Annotated in this window: 14 protein-coding genes; 4 read left to right on the forward strand and 10 right to left on the reverse strand. The window is 63.7% G+C overall.

Annotation, left to right across the window (positions count from 1 at the left end):
• Positions 1-26: 26 nt before the first annotated feature.
• The gene (locus tag M1D88_RS15830) at positions 27-1,199 is read left to right on the forward strand and encodes an AI-2E family transporter (protein ID WP_458111701.1); all 1,173 of its coding nucleotides are present in this window, start codon (positions 27-29) and stop codon (positions 1,197-1,199) included.
• Between the two features lie 78 nt (positions 1,200-1,277).
• On the opposite strand, the gene M1D88_RS15835 is transcribed toward M1D88_RS15830, so the two are convergent.
• Positions 1,278-1,817, reverse strand: a complete 540-nt coding sequence (locus M1D88_RS15835; protein WP_458111702.1) for a hypothetical protein — start codon at positions 1,815-1,817, stop codon at positions 1,278-1,280.
• Positions 1,818-2,027: 210 nt separating this feature from the next.
• On the opposite strand from M1D88_RS15835, the gene M1D88_RS15840 reads away from it, so the two are divergent.
• The 3 genes from M1D88_RS15840 to M1D88_RS15850 are packed head-to-tail and all read left to right on the forward strand — an operon-like array spanning position 2,028 to position 4,446.
• On the forward strand, positions 2,028-2,312 hold the full coding sequence (locus M1D88_RS15840) for a hypothetical protein (RefSeq protein WP_458111703.1): 285 nt from the start codon (positions 2,028-2,030) through the stop codon (positions 2,310-2,312).
• 20 nt (positions 2,313-2,332) lie between these two features.
• Complete coding sequence (locus M1D88_RS15845) at positions 2,333-3,160, forward strand: DUF1206 domain-containing protein (RefSeq protein WP_458111704.1); 828 nt, start codon at positions 2,333-2,335, stop codon at positions 3,158-3,160.
• A gap of 2 nt (positions 3,161-3,162) precedes the next feature.
• On the forward strand, positions 3,163-4,446 hold the full coding sequence (locus tag M1D88_RS15850; protein WP_458111705.1) for an SRPBCC family protein: 1,284 nt from the start codon (positions 3,163-3,165) through the stop codon (positions 4,444-4,446).
• Positions 4,447-4,557: 111 nt separating this feature from the next.
• Here M1D88_RS15850 and M1D88_RS15855 read toward each other — a convergent pair whose 3' ends face one another.
• The 9 genes from M1D88_RS15855 to M1D88_RS15895 form a co-directional block, all read right to left on the reverse strand.
• The gene (locus M1D88_RS15855) at positions 4,558-6,024 is read right to left on the reverse strand and encodes an FAD-dependent oxidoreductase (protein ID WP_458111706.1); all 1,467 of its coding nucleotides are present in this window, start codon (positions 6,022-6,024) and stop codon (positions 4,558-4,560) included.
• 23 nt (positions 6,025-6,047) lie between these two features.
• Positions 6,048-7,331: a uroporphyrinogen-III C-methyltransferase gene (gene cobA, locus M1D88_RS15860; protein WP_458111707.1), complete on the reverse strand. Its 1,284-nt coding sequence runs from the start codon at positions 7,329-7,331 to the stop codon at positions 6,048-6,050.
• Positions 7,332-7,571: 240 nt separating this feature from the next.
• Positions 7,572-8,519, reverse strand: a complete 948-nt coding sequence (locus tag M1D88_RS15865) for an ABC transporter permease (protein WP_458111708.1) — start codon at positions 8,517-8,519, stop codon at positions 7,572-7,574.
• Positions 8,509-9,234 carry an ABC transporter ATP-binding protein gene (locus M1D88_RS15870; RefSeq protein ID WP_309107875.1) on the reverse strand — a complete coding sequence of 242 codons (726 nt, stop codon included), beginning with the start codon at positions 9,232-9,234 and terminating at the stop codon, positions 8,509-8,511. The genes M1D88_RS15865 and M1D88_RS15870 overlap by 11 nt, the downstream gene beginning before the upstream one ends.
• A 75-nt stretch (positions 9,235-9,309) precedes the next feature.
• Positions 9,310-10,455 (reverse strand): ABC transporter substrate-binding protein, encoded by a 1,146-nt coding sequence (locus M1D88_RS15875; RefSeq protein ID WP_458111709.1) that lies wholly within the window; start codon positions 10,453-10,455, stop codon positions 9,310-9,312.
• 248 nt (positions 10,456-10,703) lie between these two features.
• Positions 10,704-12,137: a sulfate adenylyltransferase subunit 1 gene (locus tag M1D88_RS15880; protein WP_458111710.1), complete on the reverse strand. Its 1,434-nt coding sequence runs from the start codon at positions 12,135-12,137 to the stop codon at positions 10,704-10,706.
• Positions 12,137-13,099: a sulfate adenylyltransferase subunit CysD gene (gene cysD, locus M1D88_RS15885; protein WP_458111711.1), complete on the reverse strand. Its 963-nt coding sequence runs from the start codon at positions 13,097-13,099 to the stop codon at positions 12,137-12,139. The genes M1D88_RS15880 and cysD overlap by 1 nt, the downstream gene beginning before the upstream one ends.
• Positions 13,096-13,836: a phosphoadenylyl-sulfate reductase gene (locus M1D88_RS15890; protein WP_458111712.1), complete on the reverse strand. Its 741-nt coding sequence runs from the start codon at positions 13,834-13,836 to the stop codon at positions 13,096-13,098. Before M1D88_RS15890 ends, cysD begins: the two co-directional genes overlap by 4 nt.
• On the reverse strand, positions 13,833-15,575 hold the full coding sequence (locus M1D88_RS15895; RefSeq protein ID WP_458111713.1) for a nitrite/sulfite reductase: 1,743 nt from the start codon (positions 15,573-15,575) through the stop codon (positions 13,833-13,835). Before M1D88_RS15895 ends, M1D88_RS15890 begins: the two co-directional genes overlap by 4 nt.
• Between the last annotated feature and the right edge of the window lie 95 nt (positions 15,576-15,670).

Below are 15,670 nucleotides of genomic sequence, written 5' to 3' on the forward strand. Positions count from 1 at the left end.
TGCCCACCAACAACTGGGAGAACGTCATGGCTCGAGCAGTGGAACCCTCGGCACAGGAATCCACGACCCACGCGGCACCAACCCTTAGCGCCGCGACAACCCCCAAAACCCCACGCTCCCTTTGGTCAGACAGCTTGGGGCGCGTGGCCGTCCGCTCTGCCCAGATTCTGCTCATCCTGGCGGTGGTCAGCATCTCCATCTTTGCCCTGATGCAGATCCGGCTGTTAGTGATTCCGGTGCTGATCGCGCTCATCCTGGCCGCTGCGATCGGCCCGTTCGTGAACCTGCTGCGGCGACGTGGTTTGCCCGGCGGCGCCGCAACGGCCATCGCCTTTGTTCTGCTGCTTACTGTCCTGGCCGGGGTCACGAGCATCATCGTCATGTCGGTCCGCAACCAATGGGGAGAGCTTGTGTCCCAAGCGGCGTCAGGGCTGGAGGAACTGGAAAATTTCCTCTTGACGGGCCCGTTCCCGCTGGACAGGGAGCAGCTGGAACAGGCACGGACAGGTCTGGTGGATTTTGCCACCAGCAGCCAGGCGCGGTCCGGAGCCATTACCGGGCTGTCCGTGGTGACGGAGTTCCTGGCCGGCGCCATCCTCATGGTGGTCATCCTCTTCTTTTTCCTCAAGGACGGCGCGAAGATCTGGGAGTTCTTCCTGCGGCCCTTCAAGGGGCAGCGGGAACAGAAACTGCGCCGGGCAGGCAAGCGGACGCTGGAGGTCCTGGGCGGTTACGTGCGCGGCACGGCCATCGTGGCCCTCGTGGATACCCTGGCAATCGGCGCGGCCCTGCTGATTCTGCAGGTCCCCCTCGCCATACCCTTGGCCATCATCGTATTCATCACCGCATTCATCCCCCTGGTGGGAGCGACCGTTGCCGGTATCCTCGCGGCACTGGTGGCACTGGTGGCCAACGGTCCCGTGGTCGCGCTGATCGTGGTGGCAGTCGTTATCGCCGTGAACCAGCTCGAGGGTGACCTTCTGCAGCCCGTTGTTATGGGGAAATCGCTTCAGCTGCACGCCTTGGTCATCCTGATGGCACTGACGGCGGGGACCATTTTGGCGGGCATCATCGGTGCCGTGCTGTCCGTTCCGCTCGCGGCCGTTGTATGGGCCATCATCCAGGTCTGGACAGCCGAGGACCCGAAACTCGAGGATATGAACCCCGACCTGCCCCCAGCCAACAGCCAGCCCGTGTAACTCGCCGGGCTGGCTGCATTGGTTGGTTTTATTGCAGGTGTTGGTTTTATTGCAGGTGTTGGTTTTATTTCAGGTGGATCAGGAGCGCCTGAGGCCTGCCAAGACGTTCTTCGGACGCTGCATCTCACCGTGCTTGGCGCCCATGATTATCACCGATCCGGCAAAGACAGGAATGGCCCACTGCAGCAACTTGAGCTGCTTTTGCGCTGACTTGAGCTCATCTGAAGCCGCAGGATCGGGCTCGGTGGCGCCTTCGGCTCCCTCTGCGGCAAGCTTCTCGACTTTGCCTCCAAGCATGCCCGCATAGAGAGTGACGGCCGCCCCCACCAGCGTCACGGCTGTTTTGTAGATGCTCAGACGGGTGACGCCCTCCTGCTTGGCCATGCGCTCCTTGTTCTCCCAGATCACTGCGAGGCCGGCAACGATGTGTGCTGTGAAGGCGGCTGTCTGTACCGGCGCCCACCTCTTCCATCCGAGGCTGGAGAGCCGTGTGCGTTCCGTTGGATCCTTGGCCTCAGCCGCTGCCCCGTTGAGTCCTATGGCACCCATCAGCGAACCGCCGAACCAAGCCCCTGCTGTCAGATCGTGGATGGAACGGGCAATAAGATTTCCTGCCATTGTCTCTTCCTAACGTGTTTGCGTTTCCTGGATTGGGCTTAGGCTTCAGGACTTCCCGGACCTTCACCGCGAGATGTTCAGACAAGATCCGGATGATAGTCGTGATCTAATATGGTAAGCACACTTACTATAGAACTGATACCCCTTGAACTGGAATGGAAGGGAATGTTGAAGCGAATGCTCGGGGCTAGGGAATCGGCAGGAACTGGAATGAGTGGAACACTCTTCGGTTGGGCCTTTGGGGATGCCTCGCGGGAGAATGACGAGCAGTACGTTGACACTCTTCGCCATGAAGCGCTTGAGAACGCACAGCAGGCTGCTGCTTCCAAAAATGTCAGCGTGGAGCCGGGTACGGAAACGTACACAGTCCTCGCTCCTGGGGAAACCCTCGTGGATATCCACACGGCACCGGACAGCCTCGTGGTCCGCTGCACCGTCAAGCTCGTGGGGCCAGGTTCAGAGAAGATTCACGCCGAGGGACCCATGAACGGGTAGGAAGGACATCGGATTCAGACATGACGGACATGGATTCGGCACTCAGCGAAGCGGCGAGCGCCGCGGAGGCTGCCTCCAACGCCAAGGCGCTCGACGTCGTCGCCCGTTGGGGATTTGCGGTGATGGCGCTCCTTCATGTGGTGGTGGGCGCCATTGCCATAGCCGTCGCGTTCGGTCAGCCCGGCGAGCCGGAACCTACAGGTGCTATTGAACAGCTCGCCGCTAATCCCTGGGGCCCGTTTGTGATGTGGTCATGCGCAGCAGGATGCGCGGGTCTCGCATTATGGCAACTAAGCGAAGCGACGCTGCGGGTACGTCGTGAGCGCCGCCGCGAGCGCCTGGGCAAGCTGATCTCGTCAGGGGCGCTGAGCGTGGTGTACGGCAGCGTGGGCTATACCTTCGCGAGCTTTGCTGTGGGTGCGCGGAGCGACTCCGGCGAGTCAACCCGGGCCTTCAGTACCTCCTTGCTAAGCCGTCCCCTCGGCGCTCCAGTGCTGGTGATCGTGGGCCTGACTATCATCGGCATCGGCATCTACTTCGTGTTCAAAGGATTTGCCAAGCGGTTCAAGGACGAGCTGCATCACTTCGAGGGGACACGGCGGGGCAGGGCAATCAGCGGACTTGGCGTCGCCGGGCATGTTGCCAAAGGGGTTGCCTTGAAGCTGGTAGGACTGCTGTTTATCGTTGCTGCTGTGAAGAACAACGCTGCCGAGTCGACCGGACTTGATGGAAGCTTGAAGGCGTTACGCGACCATCCGTGGGGGCCGGTTCTCCTTACTGCCATCGGCGCGGGCTTCATCTGCTACGGAGTCTTTGCCCTCGTCAGATCCCGCTTCGGCAGGATGTAGCTATGGCAATCGGAATCAGCAGTGCGGCTGGTATTGCGGGTCTTGCGGGGGCCGCCTTCTCCTTGATTTTCAAGGCCCTGAAGGTTGTCCGGCCGGAACGGCCTATCCACCCCAAAGGAACCCTGCTCACCGGCGAGCTCACCAAGGCAGGTTTCGGCAACAACGAGAGCCTCTTACACGGCCAATCCAGCGGCGTACCGTGGGTCGACTTGCCCGGCAGGCATGTTGTGACTGCCCGCTATTCCCGCTCGATAGGACTGCCCGCTCCCCTGCCTGACATTCTGGGGCTGGCACTGCGACTCAAGGACGACGGCGGTCCGGAAGATGTTCTTTTTGCGACCACCGGCTGGTCTTGGCCTGCCCGGTTCGCCCTCCTGCCGCGACGGGACCCGGGCAAGGCCACCTTCACCACGCTGATGCCTTACAAAGGAACCCGCGGTCCTGTCCTGCTTGGCCTCACCACGGAGTCCCCCGGTGCAGCTGCGTCGGGAACAGCATCGTCGGGAACAGAGCCCTTGGCAGCTGACTGGGTGCTGGCGATGCATTACGCCCGGCCGTCGGGACCCTGGATCCGCTTCGGGACCCTCACCCTGCGCCCTGCCGCTGCCGCCGAAGATACCGGCCTCCGCTTCGATCCGGTCCTTAATCCGCTGAAAAGCGCCGGGACCTACGCCTGGACCAGACGGCTGCGGGCCCCGGCGTACGGCACTGCCCGTAAGCCAAGCAATCGCGAACCGCACTATCGCCACCCGAAGGACCGCTCGTCCCGCCGTCGAGCCCTCCACGCCTCTGGTCCGCCCACCCACCAATCCCTGAGCAGGAGCACCCACATGGTTACCGTCAGCAAAACCTTCCTCGCCTCGGCAAACGACGTTTGGAACGTCATTGCGGACGGCTGGCTCTACTCCGGTTGGGTGGTGGGGGCGTCGAGGATTCGCGACGTCGACGCACTCTGGCCTGCCGAGGGCGCGGTTCTCCATCATTCAGTAGGAGCCTGGCCACTCCTGATCAACGACAAAACCCATGTCACTGCCTCAAACCCGGGCAAGTCCATCGAACTCATCGCCAGGGGTTGGCCGCTCGGTGAGGCAAAAGTGGTGATCACCATTGAGGAACAGCGCACCGGCTGCAAGGTCACCATGGCCGAAGACGCCATCAAGGGCCCCGGCAGTGCCATCCCGAAATTCATCCTCGACCCCCTCATCACCGTCCGCAACAAGGAGACGCTCAAGCGGCTGGAGCTGATGGCCTCCGGCGGCGCGGGTGCGAAGGGTCCGGCCATCTGAGGCTGGGCTGCCAACTGGCGCTTAAAAAGCAGTGCGAACCGGCAGGTAAAGACCTCAAACCTGAGTTTTGCGGTCATTACCTGCCGGCTCGCGCTGCGCCGAAGTAGCGGACTAAACGCTGGCGGCAACGCCGTCCCGGGAGATGTCCACCATGTCCTCGCGCGGCACAACCTTGATGCGCTCACGCTTGACCTCAACACCGTGCGACCCGCCGGCAGCAGTAGCCTCGGCGCCGAGAGCCAGTTCGTGGGCGTCCAAGGCCAGCCAGCCTTCCCAGCTGGTGTACTTGACGCCGCGGTTTTCAAGCAGTTCGACGACGGCGTCCGGCGCGGGCGCTGCAGCGACCGGAAGGTTTTCGCGGTCTTCGAGGAGGTAGGTCACGGTTTCGAGGGCATCGCCCTTGGTGTGGCCGATCAGGCCGACAGGACCGCGCTTGATCCAACCCGTGGCGTAGATGCCGGGGACGTGGGAGCCGGAACCGTCCAGCACGCGGCCGCCGTCGTTCGGAACAACACCCCTCTTGTGGTCGAACTCAACCTCAGGCAGGGCGGAACCGAAGTAGCCGATTGCGCGGTACACGGCCTGGACCGGGTAGTCGATGAACTCGCCGGTGCCCCGGGCGTTGCCGGTTCCGTCCAGCTCGGTCCGCTCAAACTTCATGCCCGCGACGTGGCCGGGGTTTGCGGGGTCATCGTAGATCTCCACCGGGCTGTGCAGGAAGTGCAGGTGCAGGCGGCGGGAAGCCTTGAACTCGGAAGGGTCCTCAGGCTGCTCGGCGATCCAGTTGGTGAGGGTGCCCACCATGGTCTTGGTCTGGTTGTTGGTCTGGACCTGGCGGTCGGACTCTTCGTCGAACTCGAAGTCTTCCGGGTACAGGATGATGTCGACGTCCTTGGAGTGGGACAGTTCGCGCAGTTCCAGCGGGGTGAACTTCACCTGGGCAGGGCCACGGCGGCCGAACACGTGGACATCCGTCACGGGGGAAGCCTTCAGCCCGGCGTAGACGTTCTCCGGAATCTCGGATACCAGCAGATCATCCGCGTGCTTGGACAGCATGCGGGCGACGTCGAGGGCGACGTTGCCGTTGCCGATCACGGCGATTTCCTTGGCATCCAGCGGCCATTCGCGGGGCACATCGGGGTGGCCGTCGTACCAGGAGACGAAGTCAGCACCGCCGTAAGAACCTTCAAGCTCGACGCCGGGGATGTTCAGGTCCGCGTCCTTGATGGCACCGGTGGCGAAAATGATGGCGTCGTAGTGAGTGCGGAGGTCCTCGATGGAAAGGTCTGTGCCGTAGTCCACGTTGCCGAAGAAGCGGATGTCGCCGCGGTCCAGCACCTTGTGCAGGGCGTTCACGATGCCCTTGATGCGGGGGTGATCGGGGGCAACGCCGTAACGGATCAGCCCGTAAGGGGCCGGGTAGCGGTCGAAGAGATCGATGCTGACCGTCAGCTCGCCGCTCTTGACGGCTTCGCTCTTGGTGAGGATGTCCGCAGCGTAAACGCCGGCAGGGCCGGAGCCAACGACGGCGACGCGCAGCGGGCGGGCAGCAGATCCTACGGTGGTGCTGGTTGACACGGCTGTGTTCCTTTTCTTCTGCATCAGGTGGTGAGAACGCGGGCGGAGCTCAGGGTTGTGCGGGGGCGGTTCGGAGTGATGGTGCTGTAGTCGGAAGTTTTGAAGTGCGACGGCGCGAACGGACTGACGCGAACAACGTCACCGATCACGATTACCGCGGGGTTAGCGACGCCGGTGGCTTCTGCCTGGTCCGCTATGGACGCCAGGGTGCCGATCGTCACGCGCTGGTTAGGCAAATAGCCGTTTTCAACAATACCAACGGGAGTATCTTCAGGCAGCCCGGCCTGGGCCAGAGAGGCGGCAGAGGCACGCAACTGCCCCACTCCCATGAGCAAGATCACAGTGTGGTCGGCACGGGCCGGGACCTCGGCAAGCTCCTCATGGCCGGTGACCACGCTGAAGCCCTTCGCCAGGCCACGGTGCGTCACCGGAATGCCGGCGGCCGCTGGTACGGAGATGGCGGATGTGACACCGGAGACCACTTCAACCTCGACGCCATGCTGCCGGCAGAACTCTGCTTCCTCGCCGCCGCGGCCCAGAACGTACGGGTCGCCGCCCTTGAGCCGGACCACGCGGTGGCCCTGCAGCGCCTCGTCGACAAGGATCCGGTTGATCTCCGACTGCGGAACAGGATGGTGGCCAGGGGTTTTGCCGACCTCGATGACGCGGACGTCGGGGGCCAATTCTTTGAGGAGTTCGCGGGGACCAAGGCGGTCGGCAACCACGACGTCGGCCTGGCCAAGGAGCCGCCGTCCACGCACCGTAACGAGGCCGGAGTCGCCTGGTCCGCCGCCCACCAGGGCCACGGAACCGGCATCGGTGGAAGCACGACGACGGCGCAGGGGAAGGTCGCCCGTCTCCAAAGCGGTGGCAACAGCATCGCGCAATGCCATGGCTCGGCGCGGGTCTCCCCCGGCGTTCACGGCGATATGGACGTTGTCTACAACGGCGACTGCGGGGGTCCAGGCAGCTGAAGCCTCATGGTCGGAGGCGTTGACGCACCAGATGCGCTGCGCTTCGGCATCGGCGGAGACCTGGGCATCGACGGCGGAGTCGCCGGTGGCGGTCTGGACGAACCAGACAGCGTCGACGTCGGAAGGCTGGTAAGGCCGCTGCTCCCAGGTGAGGAGTCCGGCGTCGGCGAGTTCCAGGAGAGCGGCTGACGCAACAGGAGCGACGACGGTGACCCGGGCTCCGGCGTCGAGGAGTCCCTTGGCGCGGCGGGCAGCGACGGGACCGCCGCCCACCACCAGCACGGGGCGGCCGAGGAGGCGCAGCGCTGTGGGATAGATGTCCTGGATAGCCATGAATCAACGGTAGGGCCGCGTCACATTGGGGGCCAACGCCGCGGAAACACCAGTTCACGCAAGGTAATGCTGCGTAACTTTCCTCCCTTTCCTACCCCAGGACACGTTTCCTACCCCAGGACACGTTTCCTACCCCAGGACGCGCAAATGGCTCGGGGACCCCCGTATTCGGGTGTCCCCAAGCCATTTGCGCGTCCCCAGACCGATTGCGCGTCAGGGCGGGCGGCGGGAGCGGGTTGCTTAGCGGGTGCTGCCGGCGAGGAGGCCGCGGCTGCGCAGGAGTCGCTTCTCAATCGGTGCGAAGACGAGCAGTTCGATCAGGATGCCGATCGCGAGGATCAGGAGGATGGCGGACATCACGATTGTCATGTCGGACAGGTCGCGGCCCTGGTTCAGCATGGAGCCGAGGCCGAAACCAATGGTTCCGCCGACCGCGATGATCTCAGCTGCCATCAGGGAGCGCCAGGAGAACGCCCAACCCTGCTTGAGACCACTGAGGTAGCCGGGGAGGGCCGCGGGAAGGACGATCTGCACAGCCATCTGGAGCCGGGAGGCACCCAGGACTGTGCCGACACTTCTATATTGCGGCGGGATCTGGTCCACACCCGAGATCAGTCCGTTGATGATGGACGGGATGGCGCCCATGAAAATGACGAAGTACACCGTGGCGTCGGTGAGCCCGAACCAGATGATGGCTGCAGGCACCCATGCGACGGACGGCAGAACCTGTAGCCCGGAAATCAGCGGGCCGAATGCACGGCGCAGCGGAGCAACCTGGGCAAGCAGCAAACCGACCGGGGTTGCGATGGCCACGCTGATGAGGAAGCCAAGGAGTCCGCGTTGAAGGGAAGTCCAGACCGCTTCCTGAAGCTTGCCCTCACCCCAGAGGGTTCCGAACTGAGCCACAACATCCATGGGTCCGGGAACGAGGTCGCGCCGCTTGAAGCCCATGGACACATAGAGCTGCCAGATGACGATGAGAACCGCGATTGCAGCTATCGGAAGCAGGATGCGCGTCCAGTCGATCCCGGCCTTGCGTACGGCGTCCGACTGCAGCGAATCCAAACCGCTGCCGAGCTCACGAAGGTCCTCGGAGCCGGTTGAGGAACGCGTGAGCGCAGCGTGGACTTTATGCGATTCCTTTGGCTCCGTATAAACGTCCTGCAGTGGAGTGGGATTACTTGGCATGGCGACGGATCTCCTCTCGCAACCGGGCCGTGATGACCCCGGTCAGCTGTCCGGCAAGCCCGGCGTCAGTTCGGTGTTCCTCGGTGACGTTCCATTCCTGGACCACGCGGCCGGGCCTGGAGGACAGGAGCAGCACACGCTGGCCAAGCCTGACGGCTTCGCGCACGTTGTGCGTCACGAACACGATGGTCCGGCCGGTTTCCTTCCAGATCCGCTCGAGTTCGTCATGAAGGAGGTCGCGGGTGATGGCGTCCAGGGCTGCAAAGGGCTCGTCCATCAGCAGCAGCTGGCGGTCCTGGGCGAGGGAACGGGCCAGGGCTACACGCTGGCGCATACCGCCGGAGAGCTCGTGCGGGCGCTTATCCCCGGCTTCCGCCAAGTGCACCAGCTCCAAAAGCTCGTTGGCCTTAACCCGCCGTTCCGACCTACCCACGCCCCGCAGTTTCAGGGCAAGCTCAACGTTCTCCCTGGCTGTCAACCACGGAAACAGTGCCGAGTCCTGGAACATGAATGCGGCGCCATCGCTGGGGACTTCAAGAGCGCCCGACGTCGGCAGCTCCAGTCCCGCCATGATGTTCAGCAGGGTTGACTTGCCGCAGCCTGAGGCACCCAGCAGGGCGACGAACTCCCCTTTAGCAATGCTGGCGTTGACGTCGTCCAGTACCGGGGCGCCGTCGCCGAAGCGCTTACCCAGGTTTTCCAGTACGACTGGCATGGTCCCGTCCTTTGCTAGTTGATGATGGTGGAGCCGACGTGAAAGCTAGTCTTTGCCTAGCTATTCTTTGCCGAGCTATTCTTTGCCGAGTCCGGCGGCTGCGATGTTCTCGCCTGTAACTTCATTCAGGGCCGTTAGGTCGAAGATCCCGTTGAGGTCTGCCTGCTTGGTGGTGCCGGCCTCGACACCATCCTGGAGCAGTTTCTTGTAGGTTCCTGCGAGCGGGTCCACGGTGAAAACAATGTTTTGAAGAGAACGCTCCAGGACGTCCGGCTTCAGCTCGGCTCCAGCGTCTTCCTTCAAGGCGGCGTTGAGCACGGACGCTTTCTCGGCGGCCGGAGCATCATTGAGCCACGCTACCGACTGGGCATGCCCCCTCAGGAGTGCTTTGACCGTTTGAGGGTGGCTGGCCGCGAACTGCTTGTTCACGATCAGGATGGTGGTGGGAAACTCGCCAGGTTTTCCAGTCAACGAGCCGTCCCAGAGATCTTTCTCGTCAACCAGTACCTTGGCTCCGGCTTGGAGCACCAGCCGCGAGGCCCACGGCTCAGGCAACCACGCGCCGTCGAGCTTTCCGTCCTGGAAAAGCTTCAGGGTCTGACCGTTCTCAGTGGGGTTGATGGCGACGTCGCCACTGCCGTCGGTGTTGGTTTTGAAGCCTTGTTTCGCCAGCCAGGACCTCAAAGCGACATCCTGGGTTCCGCCAAGCTGAGGCGACGCCAATGTCTTGCCCCGCAGATCAGCAGGCGAGTTAATGCCCTCCCTGACAACGAGCTGCGCTCCGCCCGCCGCAGCCCCGGCGATGATGCTGACGGACTCACCCTGGCTCTTGACGAACGAGTTGATAGCCGGGTTGGGGCCGATGTAGGTTGCGTCGATCGCTCCGGCATTGAGGGCTTCTATGGCTGCCGGGCCGGCGTTGAAGGACTCGGTGCTGAGCCGGGTGCTGCCCAATTCCTTGGCAATAATGCCCTCGCTGACGCCAACCAGGGCCGGAGCGTGGGTGATGTTGCCGAAGTAACCGAGTTTCAGTTCCTGGGCGTCCGACGCCGGGGCCGGAGCCGCCGATTGGGCATTGGACATCGCCGAGGAAACCGCGGCACCTGCTCCGATCAGCAGGACCAGACCAATGGCCAGCGCGATCTCCACGGCGCGGCTGCGCTGGGGCTTGTTACTCTGGCCAGCAACAATGCGCTTCATGCCGGGCTGTGGGCTAGTCATGAATTCACCATAGGGAGTGTCACAATCGGGGCTAAATGAAACAGAAACTCAGGGTCATGCAAGTTCACGTGGCGTCATGTTCGGTCACTCTAAGTGTCTCCACAGCTGAACTGTCCGGGAACCCGTAGCGGGACGTCAGGAAATAGGTAGTCGAAGGTCCGGGCACCCGTAGTGGGCGGCCCGGACCCCTGACTTCGGAAACCCTGACTTCGGAAACCGTGACTTCGACGGAACTGGGGACAGCGGAACTAGATGGAGTAGCGCTCGTCCTCGTGGTCGCCCGGGTGGTCGTTCACGAGCCCGGCCGCGAGGGTGTTGCCGTCGATCGGATCAATCACCAGGAATGCGCCGGTGCGGCGGTGGTGCAGGTAGTTCTCCAGCGGCAGCGGGGCAGCGAGCCGGAGCTGGGCGTGACCGATGTCGTTCAGTTCCAGGTTGGACGTGGCCTCCAGCTGGAAGTTGGCGAGATCGAGCTTGCCGGTGACGTTGCGCACCAGCGCCTGGACTGTGCGCGTACCGTGCTTGACCAGTACCTTGGCGCCTTCGCGGAGCGGCTTGGGCGAAAGCCAGCACAGCGCGGCGTAAAGATCCGCTGAGCTTTCCCGGATGGTGCCGGCGGCCGCGATCGTGTCACCACGGGCGACGTCGAATTCATCGGCGAGGCGGATCGCGACTGACTGGGGTGCAGCTGCTTCGGTCAGCTCTGCGCCTGCGAAGTCGATCCCTGTCACCGTGGTGGTCCTCGGACCCTGGCCCGGAGTCAGGACAGTAACCTTGTCGCCGAGCTTCACGGAACCCTCGGTGATCTGCCCGGCGTAAGCGCGGTAATCCCGGTACTTTTCCACGTCCAGGCCGCCGGCAACCGCATCGGGAGCGAGTGCGCCCTGGGGCCGGATGACCAGCTGCACGGGGAACCGGAAGCTCTCCAGGTGGCTTTCGAGCTCGTCGGCGGCAGGCAGGGACTCAAGCGTTTCCAGCAGCGCCGGTCCGTCGTACCAGGGGGTGCGCTCCGAGCGGTCCACGACGTTGTCGCCGTCGAGGGCCGAAACCGGGATAACCAGCAGATCGGCAATGCCGTCACTGCCGAGACCGAGTTCGCGTCCCACTTGCTGAACATCTGCTTCGATCTCACGGAAGACAGTTTCGCTGAAGTCCACGAGGTCGATCTTGTTCACGGCAACAATCACGTGCGGAACACGCAGCAGCTGCAGCACGGACAGGTGCCGGCGGGTCTGCTCGAGGACACCCTTGCGGGCGTCAATGAGTACGACGACGGCGTCCGCAGTGGACGCGCCGGTCACCGTGTTCTTGGTGTACTGAACGTGGCCGGGGCAGTCCGCGAGGATGAAACTGCGGCGGTCCGTGGCGAAGTAGCGGTAGGCGACGTCGATGGTGATGCCCTGTTCCCGTTCGGCACGCAGGCCGTCGGTCAGGAGGGCCAGGTCAATCGCTTGAGTGCCGGTGGCTCCGGAACCGCCAAAGCCGCGGTCAGCAGAGGTGCGGGCTACGGCCTCGAGCTGATCGGCCAGGATCGCCTTGGAATCGTGAAGGAGGCGGCCAACGAGGGTGGACTTGCCGTCGTCGACCGATCCGGCGGTGGCGAAGCGGAACAGCGTCGCGTTCGTCAGCGGGGCTTCATCCAGGAGGGCTGCCGCGCGGGCGGTGTCAATATCGGTGCTCATTAGAAATAGCCATCCTTCTTGCGGTCTTCCATGGCGGCCTCGGAGATGCGGTCATCTGCGCGTGTGGCGCCACGTTCGGTGATGGTGGAGGCGGCAACTTCGATGACGACGTCGCGCACGGTAGCGGCAGCTGACTCAACAGCGCCGGTGCAGGACATGTCGCCAACCGTCCGGTAGCGGACCGTCTTAGTGATGACTTCCTCGGTGTCCAGGGGCTGCGACACCTCGCCCACGGCGCGCCACATGCCGTCGCGGGCGAAGACTTCGCGTTCGTGGGCGTAGTACAGGCCGGGCAACTCGATGTTCTCGCGCTCGATGTAGCGCCACACATCCAGCTCGGTCCAGTTGCTGATGGGGAACGCCCGGACGTGCTGGCCAACAGTGTGGCGGCCGTTGTAGAGGTTCCACAGTTCGGGCCGCTGGTTGCGCGGGTCCCACTGGCCGAACTCGTCGCGGAGGCTCAGGATGCGCTCCTTGGCGCGGGCCTTGTCCTCGTCACGGCGGCCGCCGCCAAAGACAGCGTCGAACTTGTTGGACTGGATGGCATCCAGCAACGGAATGGTCTGCAACGGGTTACGGGTACCGTCGGCACGCTCGGCGAGCTCCCCGCGGTCAATGAACTCCTGCACACTGCCGACGACGAGCTTGAGGCCCAGCCGCTCCACGGTCCGGTCACGGAAGTCGATGACCTCGGGGAAGTTGTGACCCGTGTCCACGTGCAGCACGGGGAACGGAACCTTGCCCGGCCAGAAGGCCTTGGTGGCCAGGTGCAGCATCACCACGGAGTCCTTGCCGCCGGAGAAGAGCAGCGCAGGCTTCTCGAACTCGGCTACAACCTCGCGGATGATGTGGATGGCCTCGGACTCAAGCGTGTCCAGGCTGGAGAGGCGTGTGGCTGGGACGGTGGTGTCAGATTCCAGCACAGACAGCTCCAGGTCCTCGTTGGTGATTTGGGTGCTCATACGTGTAGTCCGCATTCTGTCTTGTCGGTTCCTGCCCAGCGGCCGGCGCGGGGGTCATCGCCCGGCGCCACCTTCCGGGTGCAGGGCTGGCAGCCAATGGACGGGTAGCCCTGTGAAAGCAGCGGGTTGACGGGGAGGAGGTTGTCGTCGGAGTACTGCACCAGCTGGTCGAAGCTCCATGCCGCAACCGGGTTGACCTTGACCAGGCCGTTTGCCTCATCCCAGGTAACCAGGGGCGTGTTGGTACGGGTAGGGGCTTCGTCGCGGCGTACTCCGGTGAACCACAGCTCATAGCCGGCAAGGGTGCGCTTGAGCGGAGCAACTTTCCGGAGGGCGCAGCACTGGGCGGCGTCACGGGCGAAAAGGTCCTTGCCCAGGAGCCGGTCCTGCTGTTCCACAGTGTTCTCGGGGAGGACGTCCACCACGTTGACGCGGAGGTTGGCAGCCACCTCATCACGCGTGGCGTAGGTTTCCGGGAAGTGGTAGCCGGTCTCCAAAAACAGGACGTCGACGCCGGGGATCTGGTCGGCGACGAGGGCCGGGAGGACGGCGTCGGCCATGGAGCAGGCGACGGCGACGGCGGGCAGTTCGAAATTGCGCGCCACCCAGGCAATCACGTCACGGGCAGGAGCGTCCCAACCGAGCTCGGCAGCACCGGACTCTGCGAGGGCTTTGAGCTCCTCGACACCGCGCTTGACGACCGGGGCGTTGACAGGCGATGGCTGAGCCGCGCTCACTGGAGTGCCTCCTCATCAGCTGCATGAGCCCATTCGGCGAAAGTCTGGTTTTCATTGCGCTGGGCCACAAAGCTGCGGACCACCCGCTCTACATAGTCAGGAAGATCCTCGACGTAGACCTTGAGGCCGCGGACGGTGCGGCCCAGGCCTGCCTCGTCGCGGTCAGTGGATGCCAGTCCGCCGCCCAGGTGGACCTGGAAGCCGGGGGTGGGGTCGCCGTCGGGCGTTGGCAGCATCATGCCCTTGAGGCCTATGTCCGCGGTCTGGATGCGGGCGCAGGAGTTGGGGCAGCCGTTGATGTGCAGGGACAGGGCGTGCGGCAATTCACCGGACGCTGCGAGGTCCGCGAGGCGGCGCTCGAGCTCGGCGACGGCGGTAGCTGCGGTGACCTTCGTTTCCACGATGGCCAGCTTGCAGTACTCGATGCCTGTGCAGGCGATGGTGCCGCGGCGGAACACCGAGGGGCGGGCGGAAAGACCCAGCGCGTCCAGCTCGGCAACCAGCGGCTCAACCTGGTCCTTGGGAACATCGAGGACCACCAGCTTCTGGTGCGGCGTGGTGCGGAGGCGGTAGGAGCCTCTGGCCTCAAGGGTGTCCGCGAGCTTCACCAGCTGCTTGCCGGAGAGCCGGCCGGCCAGCGGGGTGGCTCCGATGAAGAACTTGCCGTCCTTCTGCTCGTGCACGCCGATGTGGTCGCCGGGAGTGGTGGGCTTGGGTGCGGCGGGGCCGTCAGCCAGTTTGTAGCCGAGGTATTCGTCCTCGAGGATCTGGCGGAACTTCTCCGGACCCCAGTCAGCCATCAGGAACTTCAGACGGGCCTTGGTGCGCATGCGCCGGTAACCGTAGTCGCGGAAGATGCTGGTCACGCCGAGCCAAACCTCTGCAGCTTCCTCGGGCTTCACGAAAGCACCGAGACGCTTGCCGAGCATCGGGTTGGTGGAGAGTGCGCCGCCGGCCCAGAGGTCGTAACCGACGCCCAGCTCGGGGTGGCGAACGCCGACGAGGGCGAAGTCGTTGATCTCGTGGACCACGTCCTGGCTCGGGTGGCCCGTGATGGCGGTCTTGTATTTGCGTGGCAGGTTGGAGAGCAGCGGGTTGCCGATGAAGCGTTCGCCCAGCTCGGCGATCAGCGGCGTGGGGTCGATGATCTCATCCTTGGCGATGCCTGCCACGGGTGATCCCAGGATGACACGCGGAACGTCGCCGCAGGCCTCGGTGGTGGACAGGCCGATGCCTTCGAGGCGGCGCCAGATCTCGGGGATGTCTTCCACCCGTATCCAGTGCAGCTGGATGTTCTGTCGGTCAGTGAGGTCGGCGGAATCGCGGGCAAAGTCAACGGAGATTTGGCCGATGACGCGCAACTGCTCAGTGGTGAGGGCGCCGCCGTCGATCCTGACGCGCAGCATGAAGTACTTGTCCTCAAGCTCGTGCGGCTCAAGAGTGGCGGTCTTGCCGCCGTCGATCCCGGGCTTGCGCTGGGTGTACAGGCCCCACCAGCGGAAGCGGCCGTGAAGGTCTTGGCCGGGGATCGAGTCGAAGCCCTCTTTGGAGTAGATGGACTCGATACGCTCACGGACGTTGAGGCCGTCGTCTTCCTGTTTCCAGGTTTCGTTGGCGTTCAGCGGTTCGGTGCCATCAACCTTCCACTGGCCGTGCGGCTTCGCTGCCGGGCGGGAGGTGCGGGCCGGTCGCTTCGGAGCGGAATCCGCGGACGCTCCGGCTAGAGCTGTATCAGTCATGCATCGACTGTAAAGGGGACCGGAAACGCGTCACAAAGGTTGGGAAACGGGAGGTCACCTAGGGAAATATTTCGTCATGTTCTTGGCCGGTTGCA

The sequence above is a fragment of the Arthrobacter sp. R1-13 genome (genome assembly GCF_054161475.1).

Excerpts from the sequence above, each read along its gene's own strand:
- M1D88_RS15840 (WP_458111703.1), top strand. The coding sequence starts at position 2,028 with ATGAGTGGAACACTCTTCGGTTGGGCCTTTGGGGATGCCTCGCGGGAG.
- M1D88_RS15870 (WP_309107875.1), bottom strand. The coding sequence starts at position 9,234 with ATGCCAGTCGTACTGGAAAACCTGGGTAAGCGCTTCGGCGACGGCGCC.
- M1D88_RS15835 (WP_458111702.1), bottom strand. The coding sequence starts at position 1,817 with ATGGCAGGAAATCTTATTGCCCGTTCCATCCACGATCTGACAGCAGGG.
- M1D88_RS15850 (WP_458111705.1), top strand. The coding sequence starts at position 3,163 with ATGGCAATCGGAATCAGCAGTGCGGCTGGTATTGCGGGTCTTGCGGGG.
- M1D88_RS15880 (WP_458111710.1), bottom strand. The coding sequence starts at position 12,137 with ATGAGCACCGATATTGACACCGCCCGCGCGGCAGCCCTCCTGGATGAA.
- M1D88_RS15830 (WP_458111701.1), top strand. The coding sequence starts at position 27 with ATGGCTCGAGCAGTGGAACCCTCGGCACAGGAATCCACGACCCACGCG.
- M1D88_RS15865 (WP_458111708.1), bottom strand. The coding sequence starts at position 8,519 with ATGCCAAGTAATCCCACTCCACTGCAGGACGTTTATACGGAGCCAAAG.
- cysD (WP_458111711.1), bottom strand. The coding sequence starts at position 13,099 with ATGAGCACCCAAATCACCAACGAGGACCTGGAGCTGTCTGTGCTGGAA.
- M1D88_RS15895 (WP_458111713.1), bottom strand. The coding sequence starts at position 15,575 with ATGACTGATACAGCTCTAGCCGGAGCGTCCGCGGATTCCGCTCCGAAG.
- cobA (WP_458111707.1), bottom strand. The coding sequence starts at position 7,331 with ATGGCTATCCAGGACATCTATCCCACAGCGCTGCGCCTCCTCGGCCGC.
- M1D88_RS15845 (WP_458111704.1), top strand. The coding sequence starts at position 2,333 with ATGACGGACATGGATTCGGCACTCAGCGAAGCGGCGAGCGCCGCGGAG.
- M1D88_RS15875 (WP_458111709.1), bottom strand. The coding sequence starts at position 10,455 with ATGACTAGCCCACAGCCCGGCATGAAGCGCATTGTTGCTGGCCAGAGT.